The sequence below is a fragment of the Flavobacterium sp. genome, assembly GCF_044368625.1.
Classification (GTDB): Bacteria; Bacteroidota; Bacteroidia; order Flavobacteriales; family Flavobacteriaceae; genus Flavobacterium.
Map to the genome: position 1 here is coordinate 1 of NZ_JBIPPD010000002.1, position 13,600 is coordinate 13,600.

Below are 13,600 nucleotides of genomic sequence, written 5' to 3' on the forward strand. Positions count from 1 at the left end.
AAAACTTACAACTGTATCTGAACGAGTTTGTTTATAAGCTAAATCGCAGATATTTTGGTGAGAAAATCTTCGATAGACTAGTGATAGCAAGTATTACAGGAGTATGATTAAAAAAGGATATGCATAATTTTTTATGATTCGTATTGAAAATTATAACAATAAATAGATTTTATTTGATATTTTTGTCCTCTTTTGTAACATTTTATAAAACAAGGCTTACAACATATTTAAAAACCACAGTCTTCCTAAAACGCTCTGGTTATCAAGATTGTTTCGAATGGTTATAGTTTTTGAGCTAAGGTCTTTTTAAAAAATTATTTGGCAATTAAATTTATTAGTATATGTGTGGACTCTGTGGTTATGTTGATTTTAAGGGTAGTTCTGGTTCGGGGGTTTTAAACTCAATGATTCAAACTTTAAAGCATCGAGGCCCTGATAATTTTTCAACTTCAATTTTTCCTGAACAGCAGTTTGAAGTAGGTCTAGCGCATGCAAGACTTTCCATCATTGATTTGTCGGAAAATGCGAATCAGCCGATGCATTATAATCATTTGTCCACTGTTTTTAATGGAGAAATTTTTAATTTCCAAGAAATAAAAGAGGAACTACTTTTACTAGGTCACCGTTTTCTACTCGAATCAGATACCGAAATGATACTTCATGCTTATGAAGAATGGGGTACAGCGTGTGTTCATAAGTTTATAGGTATGTTTGCCATTGTAATTTATGATAAGAAGACCAACGAAGTTATTCTTATTAGAGATCGAGTAGGTTCTAAACCTTTGCACTATTTCCAGTCAGAAAATCTTTTTCTCTTTGGTAGCGAGATTAAATCGGTAGTAAATCATCCACAGTTTACCAAGAAAGTCAGATATGATGTGCTGCAAGATTATTTTATTTATTCCTACATTCCATCGAACAATACTATATATGAAGGATTGTACAAGCTTCCATCAGGAAGCATAGGTACTTATAATCTTGGTACAAAAAAATTTGAAATTAAGACCTATTGGGACGTTTATGATTATTATACTTCCAAAAATAGAATTGATATAGATTATAAAAGTGCAAAAAGGCATGTACACGATTTATTAAAATCAGCGATTTTATACAGAAAAGTTGCCGATGTTCCTATTGGAGTTTTCTTAAGTGGTGGTTATGACAGTAGTTTAGTAGCAGCGGTTTTACAAAAAGAAGTTTCTACTCCTGTTAAAACATTTACAGTAGGCTTTGAAGCTGGGAACAATGAAGCACCATTTGCCAAAGCTATTTCAGAATACCTCGGAACTGAGCATTATGAATATTATTGCTCATCTAAAGATGCAGCCGAAATCATAAACAAAATAGCTTTTCATTATGACGAGCCCTTTGCTGATAGTTCTGCGATACCCACTATGTTTGTGAGCAAAAAATCCAGCGAACATGTCAAAGTAGTAATTTCTGCAGATGGCGGTGACGAAGTTTTTTGTGGGTACAATCAATATGTTGCAATGGATCGTTACAATCGTTTGTTTAGTAAATCAAAATACGTTAATAGCAGTATTTTGACAGGTACAGCAAATTTTGTTTCCAGTTTATCACCCGTTACTTCGTTTAAAAGAAGAAAATTTCTAGCACTTTCAAGAATTTTTAAAGAAGAAGATAAGTATAAAGAGTCGATGTTGTTTGAAGGATTTCAAACAATGTCCATAGCTGTTCTAAAAAAACTTTTTAAAGAAAAACATCCATTTAAATCGTATTTTAAAACCGATGTTCGTGATTTTAAAGACACCATCTCCATGTGTATGGCTATCGATTATAAACAATATTTGCAAAATGATATTCTCACTAAAGTGGATAGAGCTACAATGGCCTATTCTATTGAGGGACGAGAACCTTTGACAGATCATAGGTTAATTGAATACTGTGCACGATTGCCTCTAGAATTTAAATTAAAAGAGGGTGTTAAAAAAAGAATATTAAAAGACATTGTGCATCAATATATACCACAAGAAATGATGGACCGTCCTAAAGCCGGTTTTTCTGTACCTATTTATGATTGGTTAAAAGGAGATTTATCCTACATTCTAGACCTTCATTTAAATAAGGATGCCATAGACGAGACGGGTATTTTCAACACGGAATTTGTCTTAAAAATAGTTGAAGATTTTAAAAATTCGAAACTTCCAGATGAAACAATTATCTGGAAATTATTAATGTTCCAAATGTGGTTTGCAAAATGGATGAAGAATTAAAATTAAGTATAATCATTCCAGTTTATAATGTAGAAGATTATATTAAAAAATGCTACAATTCTGTAAGCGGTAATTATGCCGAAATAGGATACGAAATTATTTTTGTGAATGATGGCTCTACAGATCAAAGTTTGAAAGTACTAAATGAAATGGTACCCAAAAACGATTTTATAACCATTATTACACAAGAAAATCAAGGACTATCTGGAGCTAGAAATACTGGAATAGATGCTGCAAGAGGACAATATATTCTCTTTCTTGATTCAGATGATTGGCTTAATTTTGAGGTTATTCAGGAATTATTACCATTCGCCATTTCAAACAACTTAGATTTGCTTTCGTATGGTTTAGAATTTTTTGACGAGAATTCGATGTCAATGGGGCAAAGAGATAAACACCCACTAGAGTATTTTAAGATTCTTGCAGGAAGCCAAGTACTCATTCAAGGATTTCAGCCTTCTTCATCTTGTCTCTTCTTCTATAAACGAACATTTTTATTACAGCACAATCTGAAATTTTACCCAAAAATTGCGCAACAAGATGTAGAATTTACAACAAGAATAATGTTGTTTGCTCAAAAAGTTTATTTTACTGACCGAGTCGCATACAATTATTACAGGCATTCAGGAACTATTTCGTTACCCACTTCTAATGAAAAACTTAAAAAGTATTTATCAGACTCCATCATTGTAGCAAGTTTGATTAAAGAAAATTTAAAAACACTGAAAACAGAAGATTTAGATTTGATTCGAGCGGTAGAAAAAAATTATAATTCGGTTATTTGGAATCTATTTTGGCGTTTCTTAACCAGTCCTAAAGAGGTCAGTTATGAATTCAAAAAACTGTGTCTTGCCGATTTAAAAGCAAAAAAATTATATCCTATTAAAGGAGGTTTGAAGTCATCGTTTCAAAAAGTGGTCAACTTACTTTTCAATTCAGAGCCATTATTAAAAGCAATTTGGAGATTCGGAAAATAAAAACATATTCTTATTAGTTTTAATAAAAGAGTTGTAATCTAGTAATAGATACATTCGTTTTAATTAAAAATCGTTTCTCTTAAATATTAACCAAACAGAATTAGATGAAAATTGAAATAGATATATTTAATAATTTTTACACTATTGTAAACAATCTGCTTTGTAATATCAAGTTGATTTTTAAAAATCGAAAAACAGGTTTTTTCAATTTACTATCAAGTAACGAGCATTTTACTTCATTAGTATGTAATGGTTTTATAAAATGTAGTGTTACACCAACTAAATTTAAAGGATTGATTTTTGTTGAAGTAAACAATAGCATAAAATGAGTAGCTACAAATTAATTGATGCTACTTCAAATGAGTTACCAATGGTTTCTGTAGCAATGTTGGCCTACAACCACGAGGCTTATATTAGTCAAGCTATTGAAAGTGTGTTAATGCAATCAGTAAATTTTACATTTCAAATAGTAATCGCCGAAGATCATTCAAATGATGGAACTAGACAAATAGTTTTAGATTATCAAAAACGATATCCGAACCTCATTAAGGTACTTCTTCAAAATCAAAACGTAGGAATGGCTCAAAATAATCACTCCTTGTTAGAAAATTTAAATGGAAAATATGTTGCTGTATTAGAAGGAGATGATTATTGGATTGATCCCTTAAAACTACAAACGCAAGTCGACTTCTTAGAAGCAAATGAGACCTATTCGATGGTGTTTTCAGGTTGTAAAATTATTAACACAGATCAAAATATTAACACAGGTATTGAAACCAACTTAGAAACTAGAACGTATGTAGCATTAGAAATTTTTCGTAAATGGATAGTTCCAACTGCTTCTGTGGTTTTTAGAAACAAGTATCAAGAGGAAATATTTAAAAATTGTGCACATAAGGACGTTATTTTTCCAGATATAATACTATTTTTAACATTGGCTAGTAAAGGTGAAATTTATTGCATCAGTACCATTATGTCGGCTTATCGACGTCATGCATCAGGGATTTCGGTAATAAATCCATTGCAAGGTCAAAAAGCAGTTTTGCATTATAAGGCCGTGAAAGAAATTTTTGGTTCAGAATTTCATAAAATTGGAGACAATTTCATAGCTAAGGTGTATTTGAATATGGCCTTAACCAATTTTAGAGTCAGTCCATTGAGTAGTATAATTGACTTTATAACTGGTTTGTATTATGACTTTAATGTGGTAGTAGATTACGTGAAGTTAAAATTAGTAAAGCAATAATTGATAAAAAGGTATATGAAGCTATCAGTTATTATCCCAGTGTATAATACATCAAAATACCTCCAAAAGTGTTTTGACTCTCTAATTCCATTAATGACCAAATTGGCAGGAGAAGTCATTTTTATAAATGATGGATCAACCGATGAGAGTCTACAAATTTTGAAACAGTTTCAAAGTCAGCATTCCTATGTCCAAATTATAAATCAAGAAAACCTAGGGCTTTCAGGAGCCAGAAACACAGGAATCCATTTTGCCAAAGGAGATTACTTGATATTCCTAGATTCAGACGATTGGATTGAAGCAACAGAAATTGAAAAAATCTATTCCATCGCATTAATTAATAATGCTGATCTAGTGGGTTTTCGTCTGCAGTTTGTAGACGAAGCATTTAAGGTGGGTGCATTGTCTTTAAAACACCCCATAAAATATGAAAAATCAATTTTTGGAGCACAAGCATTAATAGAGGGCTATCAGCCTTCATCGGCTTGTGTTTTTATGTATCGGACCACTTTTTTAAAGGAAAACAATTTAACTTTTTTTCAAGGTATAATGCAAGAAGACGTAGAGTTTACCATTCGTATTCTTATACCTGCTCAAAATGTTTATTTTACAAATATTGTAGCCTACAACTATTATCGACGATCGGACAGTATGACAACCACATTACTTAAAGAAAGAAAAGAGCGCTACCTTTCGGACAGTATTACAGTTGCAGAGCAAATAAAAATGAATATTTTACACTTGAAAAGTGGATCTGAAGCCTTAAAAATTGCTCTTGAAAAAAATTACAATACAGTAATTTGGAATTTATTATGGCGCTTTTTTACTAATCCTACCGAAGTGAGCTTCGAGTTTAAAAAGAAATGTATCACGGATTTAAAAACTAAATCCTTATATCCTTTGAAGGGAAGTTTGAAGTCCAATTTTCAAAGATCGACAAGTTTACTTTTTAATGCGGAATCATTTTTTATGTTTATTTTAAAGTTTAGGAGTTAATTCCAAAAACTTTTAACTAAAATTGAAGACGCCCAAACAAAACCTATTTAAAAACAACCTCTTGTAAAAGCATTAATTATTCTTAAGTTTGTGCGCTGAAATTTTGCATTTTATTAATTGGATTGTTGGAATTCCTAAATGACATAAAATTAATAAATAATAAAATGTATTCTTAAATTTTGGTATTCGAACACTACGAATCTCTTTTGTAAATATAATTTACAAGCGTTGATAAATATTTAAATTCATCGGAATTGATGCAAATTTTAAGCTAAGTTATGAAACCTTGATTCCAAAATATGAGGTCAGAAAAACTAAACAAACAAACAATTTGTTGAAGTTATACTATGAATTATAGCACAACATATTTTAAAAAAGATAACATTATTCAAATTGAATACGATTATTTAAGCATATGAAAATACACAATGTAATTTTAACAGGTGGAGTTGGAAGTCGATTATGGCCGTTGTCACGAAAAAATAATCCAAAACAGTACCTGCCTCTTTTTAAAGGCAAATCACTTTTTGAATTAACCATAGATAGAAACTTAAAAATTGCTTCAGAGGTAATTGTAGTTGGAAATATTGAAAATAAATCTTTAACAGAAGATTTACTTCGTAAAAGTGATTTAAATTGCACTATTATAACTGAATCAGTACCAAGAAATACGGCAGCTGCAATCGCTTTTGCTGCTTTTTCAGTTCATCCAGATGATATCTTAATTGTTACGCCTTCCGATCATATTATTGAGAACGAAGTTGCGTACGAAAAGGCTATGCAAGAAGCTGTAAAGTTAGCAATTCAAAACGCTATTGTAACTTTTGGCGTTGTCCCCACGAAGCCAGAAACAGGATATGGATACATCGAGTACAATGATTCCGATGTGATTTCATTTAGAGAAAAGCCAAATTTAGAAACTGCACAAATGTTTTTAAATAAAGGTAATTTTTTATGGAATAGCGGAATGTTTTGCTTTAAAGCAGGAGTGGTGTTGGATGAACTTCTACTTTACAATCCCGAAATTTATCACAGTTCAAAAAAAGTTTGGGAACACAACTGCAACGGAGATTTAAATGCCGAATTGTCTTTACTAATTCCTTCCATAAGTGTCGACTATGCAATTATGGAGGTAAGCAAAAAAATAAAAGTGATACCTTCTTCTTTTGAGTGGTCGGATTTAGGGTCGTTCGAAGCGATTTACGATTATTTAGTTTCCAATGGACATACTACGGATTTAAATGGGAATATGGTTATAGGAACCGAGAAATTTACGGCATTTCTTGGCGTAAAAAATACTATATTTGTGGCCACAGATACTGCTAATTTAATTCTTCATAAGGAAAATGCGCAAGAGGTTAAAAATTTGTACAATAGATTAGAAAATGAAAATCCAGAATTGTTGTAATATCATCAAATTTTAAGTTTAAAAATTAGTGAAATATTGCAACGATTTTATCCCCAAGTAAAAGCTATCTTTTTATGGGAATAATTGCTATTCTTGGAAAAAGTTTTTTATGAATTGGAACAAATGATGCAAAAAAATGAAAAAAAATAAAGTTACTTATATAGACCAAACATCAGAAAAGAATCACCACATGGTATTTAATGCCTCGATGATTACCATTCTAAACAATGTCTACAGCCCAGACAATATTCACTATTTTGGTGTACAATCCAATCAAGTTGCGACTAATTCAATTTTGACTCCGGAACTAGTGAAAAAAGTGGTTCTTCACGAAATAAAATACCCAAAAAGTCCGTCCAATAAAGCAGCAAAGACAATCGTTTTTTTTTACAAAGAAATCATTCGGTTTTTTAGTTTTTTTAAAATCTTGATGAATGCTAAATCAAATGAGGTTGTAATTCTATCAGTCACAACGGTTACTTCATTCTTCTTATTTCGGTTACTTAAACTTATCTTCAGAGTGCCCACTTTTGCAGTACTACATGGAGATGTCGATTTCCTCTACAATGCTACGAATGCGATGGAGCGTTTCAATGCTTTCCTGCACAAGAATATGTTTAAGTTTAAACAAGCCTCTTTTAAATTCATTGTGATAAATAAGATTTCTAAAAATAGGATGATTCAAGATAGTCTTCTTGTTGAAAGTCAAATTATAGAAATCAATCATTCATTCACACTTTCAAATCCAGAGATATTCGAAAAAAATAATTTTCAATTTGATACAATAAATATCGGTCATATTGGAAGTATGGAAGTAGAGCGTAAAAATTCACATTTATTGTACGACCTCGCAACTCATTTTTCTAAAGAGGTAATTAATAAAAAGATCGAATTTGCAACTATAGGACTTATAACTCCAAATATTTTAAAATTTAAAAATGATTTGGTTGTAGAGAAAACAGGAAATTCGAGACCCGACAAACCGGATTATTTAGATCGAGCTGAGTACGAAGCTTATTGTTCAAAATTACATTTTACCATATTTTTTTACGATAAAAATCAATATGTTTTCAGAACCAGTGGTGCTGTAATTGATACTATTGCAATGAAAATACCCGTAATTGGCTTCAAGCATCCATTTTTTGATTATCTCGAAAAAGAGGTTGGGCCAATAGGCTACTTCTTTGAAGATTTGAATGATTTAAAAACTAATTTACCGCAATTAATAGAAGATAAAGAAGGATTGTCGACCGCATACCATCAATTTAAGGAGAACTTAAATGATGCAAATCGTTTATTTTCTTTGCAATATATTTCGGATGATTTTAAAAATCAAATTAGCCATACATGATTCCATACCTCATCATATTTCTCTGTTTCTTTTTTGCTGCCCAAAACGACAAAAGTCCAAGTCAAAAAATTTGGTATTATTTTTTGTTTTTTGGAGCTAGTTTGATGGTGGGTTTGCGCGACATGATTGGAGGTTACGACGTGTATGTGTATGGCGAAATTTATGAGGCGGATGTATTATTTTTACTTACCTATGACCTTATGGAAATAGGATTCCGTTATTTCTATTTGTTTTTAAAATTTTTTAACGAAGACCGCCATTTTATGTTTTTTGTAATGGCGTTTTTGATCTTTTTTTTCCAGTTCAGAACCTATAAAAAATACAGTCCCTTACTACTACTTTCGTTATTCATTTTCTTTTGTAAATTTTTCCTGATGTCATTTGTCTACATCAGACAAGGTCTGGCAATGGGAATCATTACGTTGGCCATTCCATTTGTATTATCAAAACAATATTGGAAATATTTTTTCGTCATATTTTTAGCCTATAACGTACATAAATCTTCAATCCTTTTCCTGCCGTTTATTTTTGTAGCCCATAGAAATTTCAGTTCGTCCCAATTGTTTTACATGATTACGGCGGTAGTAATAATTGCCGTGACACCACTTAATAATTTTTTGCTGGGTTATTTGGCAGATTCCACAGAAGATCAAAAAGTGGCAATTTATGTCAATAAAGACGAAGGGGTAAATCTGTTTTATTTTATAGAAATTATTGTACTTTCGGTCATTTTATTGTCCACAAAAGTAGAATTTTACAAAAATCCAACTACGAGGGTTATTGCAAATGGATTGGTAGTGTACATTCTCATCAGTTTACTCGGGATTTCAAATGCAACCTTCGTAAGATTCACTTGGTATTATTTGCCTTTTTATGTTTTGGGTTTAACCTACTTTATCTACTTTCAAAAGGACATATCCAATTTGAAATTGTACCGAACTGTATTATTTATCTATTTTAGTTTGGTATTTATAAGATTGTTGCTTATTTATGATGGTGGCGATTTCATGCCTTATAAAACCATTTTTGACGATACCGAAAGAAATTCAATGTGGGAATTTATGGAATATAGATAATAAAACTTATGATATCAGTATTTACTCCTACGTATAATAGAAAAGATTTAGTACTCCGATTGTACCAAAGTTTGCTGTTGCAATCCAATCCCAATTTTGAGTGGGTCATTGTCGACGATGGAAGCACTGACGACACCGAATCGCTAGTACAGGGTTTTAAAAAGGAAGGCAAACTGACAATATCTTACCACAAACAAGTAAATAGCGGGAAACATTTTGCCATCAATAAAGGCGTGCAAATGGCACAGTTTCCTTACTTTTTCATTGTGGATTCCGACGACATGCTTCCTCAAGAAAGTATTCAAACCGTTTTAGAGATCATCAAAGAAACTGAAAATTTGCAAGATGTGGGAGGAGTGTCAGGCACTTGCATAACTCCAGATTTTCAAAAAGTAGGCGGTAATTCATTCGAACCTATTTTTACGAACAGTATTGCAATACGTAATACCTACAATGTCAAAGGCGATTTGGCCGAAGTTTTTAAAACCGACGTGCTAAAAGAGTTTCCTTTTCCAGAAATTGTTAACGAGAAGTTTTGTCCTGAAGTGTTGGTGTGGAACCGTATCGCTCAAAAATACAAACTATATTACACCGATAAACCCATTTACATCGCCGAATACCAACCTGATGGATTGACGGCTAAAATTGTAAAGATCAGAATGAATGCTCCAATAGCTACAATGCTTACTTATAGTGAGTTGGCAAATGCAGCCATTCCGGTGACGCAAAAAGTAAGGGCTACAATCAACTTTTGGCGCTTTGCATTCAACTCAAAGGAAAGTTTTATATCAAAATTCAAAAAAACAAATCCCATTTTTTCTGTAATTGGGCTGCCTTTAGGATACATTATGTACAAGCGAGATTTTCAAAAGTATGCATAGTTACCTATAAAAACCTATTCCAATCCTAACCCTTTCATTTTATGATTAGTAGCTCATGAAGGTAGTACATATATTAAACAGCTTAGCCACAGGAGGTGCCGAAAAACTCATTTTAGATACGGTTCCATTATACAACGAAAATGGTGTTTCGGTAGATGTTATCGTTTTTAAAAACGACAATTACGCGTTTCACAAAGCCTTGGAAGCATCCAGTTCATGTAAGATTTATAATTTCAATAACGATTCAGTCTACAGTCCTTCGAGTATTTTTAAAATGATCAAAATACTCAAGCAGTACGACATCGCTCATGTGCATCTTTTTCCCGCTCAGTACTTTGTGATAATGGCCAAGTTGCTTTCTTTTTCGAAAATAAAGTTGGTTTATACCGAACACAATACAACCAATAGGCGTTTAGAAAATAAATTTTTCAAAGCAGTTGACAAGTGGAGCTATACTTTTTACAATAAAATTGTAGCAATATCTACCAAAATTGAAGCTTTACTTCGAGATCATACGGGGTTTTCAGGAAACCGAATTGTAGTGATTCAAAACGGTGTTGCGATTCAAAACATCATTGATGCCCAACCATTAAACCGAACGGAGATCAATGAAAACATAAGTGCAACAGACAAAGTAATCATTCAGGTTGCAGGATTTAGGGAACAAAAAGACCAAGCGTGCTTGATTCGAGCTGTGGCGCAACTTCCCGAAACGTGTAAATTACTTTTGGTAGGAGAAGGCGTTACGAAAGTCAAATGTCAAGAGCTCGTGACCCAATTGCAATTAGAACATCGGGTATTTTTTTTAGGAATTAGAACCGATATTCCCAATCTTTTAAAAACGGCAGATATTGTAGTTTTGTCCTCGCATTTTGAAGGGATGTCCTTGTCCAGTATCGAAGGTATGGCGTCGGGGAAACCATTTGTAGCTTCTGATGTGCCCGGTTTGCAAGAAATGGTAAAAGGACATGGTATTTTATTTGAAGAAAGTAATGACAAACAATTGGCCAACGCGATCACTAAATTACTGGAAGATACAGTCTATTACAATCAAGTGGCAGAAGCATGTGTTAAACATGCTATGAAGTTTGATATTCACGTTATGGTCAACAATCATTTAGAACTGTATAGAAAAATACACAATGGGTAAACCAAAAATAATCCGAGCTTCCACAATTCCTTTGTCTTTGAATGTACTGCTGAAAGGGCAACTGCAATTTTTAAGCAAACATTTTGAAGTAATCGGACTTGCTTCCAAAGGTTCTGAAATGAGCGAAGTGCAAAAGCGAGAAGGTATTGCAACCCTTACGGTAGACATGCAACGGAACATCAGCCCTTTCAAAGATTTGATTGCCTTGTTCAAGCTGTACTTTGTTTTTAAAAAAGAAAAACCTTTAATGGTACATTCCATAACACCTAAAGCCGGACTTTTGTCGATGTTGGCTGCCAAAGCCGCAGGCGTTCCCATCCGAATGCACACCTTTACAGGTTTGGTATTTCCTTCCAGAACGGGTTTTATCCAAAAGATATTAATCAAAACCGATCAAATATTGTGCGGAGCGGCTACCCACGTGTACCCCGAAGGACAAGGAGTTAAAAATGATTTAATTCGTTTTGGGATTACTTCCAAACCTTTGAAAATTATTGCCAATGGAAATGTAAACGGGATTGATGTTTCTTATTTTGATACCGCACATTTTTCGACGTCCGAAATAGAGGCACTTAAAACCAAGTGGAACATTCAACCAACCGATTTTGTTTTTGTATTTGTAGGACGATTGGTTCGAGACAAAGGCATCAACGAACTCATTGTTGCATTTAAAAATTTAGCAACCAAGCAACAAAATGTGAAGTTACTTTTAGTGGGTAATTATGAACAAGAATTAGATCCTTTATTGCCCGAAACCATAAACGCCATCGAAAGTGAGCCGCAAATCGTTTCGGTAGGATATCAAAACGATGTTCGTCCGTTTTTTGCAATTGCAAATGCTTTGGTTTTTCCGAGCTACCGCGAAGGTTTTCCCAACGTAGTATTGCAAGCGGGAGCTATGGGATTGTCTAGTATTGTAACCGATATCAACGGTTGTAACGAAATTATCAAACATAAAATCAACGGATTAATCATACCTTCGAAAGACGCCAATGCGATAGAAAAAGCAATGGAAATCTATCTTACGGATGTAAATTTTTATAATTTTACAAAATCAAATGCAAGGTCAATAGTCGCACAAAAATTTGATCAGCAAATAGTTTGGAATGCGTTGTTGTCAGAATATCAATATATTATAGGTAATTACAATAAAAAAAAATAGAGCCTTTCAAATCCATTAATGTGGATATTTTTAAATTTGTAGTACAAAGAAAAATAGTTCACTCAATTTAACCTCCTATAAAAAGGAACGATTATTAAAATAAGGAGGGTAACAAAACTTAACTTGACAACTCCCTTTCCTTTGGAGTCCCGGTAGTTATCGGGAGGGGTGAGGATAAATATTAACAAATTATGAATTGGAAACCAAAAGATAAAAAAGCAGCCATTTGTTTCACCATTGATGATATATTTCCGGGTAAAAGTACCGATTTGTACGAAGCAGGAGGTGATTTAGAAAAAGGCGTTTTCAAACACCTACTTTGGCTAACCAGCCGACACCCAAAGTTACGCATCACGTTATTTACTACCGCCGACTGGAGAGAAACCAGTCCGTTTCCCACCCGAAAGTTGATTGCAAAAATACCTTCTTTAAGAGATAAATTTTACTTATCGAAAGTTTTAAAAAAGGGAACGATGAGTTTGGCCAAGCATCCTGATTTTGTTAAATTTTTGAATCAAAATCAGCAATTTGAAATAGCTTGTCATGGACTGCATCACGTACATAAAGGTTTAAAAATTCCCGTAGAATTTCAAAATCAATCCAAGGAAGAGTTTCAGCAGATCGTCAAAGAAATGCTGGCTATTTTTGACACTTCAAAAGTGAATTACGTAAAAGGAATTTGCCCTCCAGGTTGGAATGCACCACCACAGTTAATGGAAGTCTTGCAAGAAAATGAGTTTACTTTTTTAGCTTCGTCACGAGACGTAAGAACACCAATATCAAGAGAGGCAAAAGCCGATATGAGTGGTCTTAAAGGTGTTTCGCTTTTGTATCCAGAAAAACTAGCCAATAATTTAGTGCATTTTCCATCTAATGTGCAAGCCAATAACGCTATTGATCGCGTATTTGAAATCATTGAAGAGGAGGGACTGGTCTCTATTAAAGGACACATGATTAAAAGAGTACTCAATTATGTAGCCGTTGACGGAATAGATGAATTATACGTGAACTATATTGACTGTATTTTAACCGCAGTAGAAGCTAAATATGGTGATGCCATCTGGTGGACCACTATGGGAGAAATGGCCGATTTTATAAAACAAAATAATAATTAAAGTG

At 33.1% G+C, this 13,600-nt stretch carries 11 protein-coding genes and 1 pseudogene; all 12 read left to right on the top strand.

Translation table 11 applies throughout. The features are described from left to right. A pseudogene (locus tag ACIQ2X_RS00240) lies at positions 1-107 on the top strand (IS1595 family transposase); the annotation flags it as partial. A 234-nt stretch (positions 108-341) separates the two neighbouring features. Then, positions 342-2,234, top strand: coding sequence for an asparagine synthase (glutamine-hydrolyzing) (gene asnB / locus ACIQ2X_RS00245; RefSeq protein WP_396176862.1), 1,893 nt, complete (start codon positions 342-344; stop codon positions 2,232-2,234). Beyond that, on the top strand, positions 2,219-3,211 hold the full coding sequence (locus ACIQ2X_RS00250; RefSeq protein WP_396176863.1) for a glycosyltransferase: 993 nt from the start codon (positions 2,219-2,221) through the stop codon (positions 3,209-3,211). The genes asnB and ACIQ2X_RS00250 overlap by 16 nt, the downstream gene beginning before the upstream one ends. A gap of 325 nt (positions 3,212-3,536) precedes the next feature. After that, the gene (locus ACIQ2X_RS00255) at positions 3,537-4,457 is read left to right on the top strand and encodes a glycosyltransferase (RefSeq protein WP_396176864.1); all 921 of its coding nucleotides are present in this window, start codon (positions 3,537-3,539) and stop codon (positions 4,455-4,457) included. Between the two features lie 15 nt (positions 4,458-4,472). Continuing rightward, positions 4,473-5,453 (top strand): glycosyltransferase family 2 protein, encoded by a 981-nt coding sequence (locus ACIQ2X_RS00260; RefSeq protein ID WP_396176865.1) that lies wholly within the window; start codon positions 4,473-4,475, stop codon positions 5,451-5,453. Between the two features lie 415 nt (positions 5,454-5,868). Beyond that, the gene (locus ACIQ2X_RS00265; RefSeq protein WP_396176866.1) at positions 5,869-6,861 is read left to right on the top strand and encodes a mannose-1-phosphate guanylyltransferase; all 993 of its coding nucleotides are present in this window, start codon (positions 5,869-5,871) and stop codon (positions 6,859-6,861) included. 136 nt (positions 6,862-6,997) lie between these two features. Further along, the gene (locus tag ACIQ2X_RS00270; protein ID WP_396176867.1) at positions 6,998-8,212 is read left to right on the top strand and encodes a hypothetical protein; all 1,215 of its coding nucleotides are present in this window, start codon (positions 6,998-7,000) and stop codon (positions 8,210-8,212) included. Then, positions 8,209-9,288 (top strand): EpsG family protein, encoded by a 1,080-nt coding sequence (locus ACIQ2X_RS00275; RefSeq protein WP_396176868.1) that lies wholly within the window; start codon positions 8,209-8,211, stop codon positions 9,286-9,288. The genes ACIQ2X_RS00270 and ACIQ2X_RS00275 overlap by 4 nt, the downstream gene beginning before the upstream one ends. A gap of 8 nt (positions 9,289-9,296) precedes the next feature. Continuing rightward, positions 9,297-10,169, top strand: coding sequence for a glycosyltransferase family 2 protein (locus tag ACIQ2X_RS00280; protein ID WP_396176869.1), 873 nt, complete (start codon positions 9,297-9,299; stop codon positions 10,167-10,169). 55 nt (positions 10,170-10,224) lie between these two features. Next, on the top strand, positions 10,225-11,319 hold the full coding sequence (locus ACIQ2X_RS00285) for a glycosyltransferase (protein WP_396176870.1): 1,095 nt from the start codon (positions 10,225-10,227) through the stop codon (positions 11,317-11,319). Further along, the gene (locus ACIQ2X_RS00290) at positions 11,312-12,481 is read left to right on the top strand and encodes a glycosyltransferase family 4 protein (protein ID WP_396176871.1); all 1,170 of its coding nucleotides are present in this window, start codon (positions 11,312-11,314) and stop codon (positions 12,479-12,481) included. The genes ACIQ2X_RS00285 and ACIQ2X_RS00290 overlap by 8 nt, the downstream gene beginning before the upstream one ends. A 191-nt stretch (positions 12,482-12,672) precedes the next feature. Next, the gene (locus ACIQ2X_RS00295; protein WP_396176872.1) at positions 12,673-13,596 is read left to right on the top strand and encodes a DUF2334 domain-containing protein; all 924 of its coding nucleotides are present in this window, start codon (positions 12,673-12,675) and stop codon (positions 13,594-13,596) included. Positions 13,597-13,600: the final 4 nt, after the last annotated feature.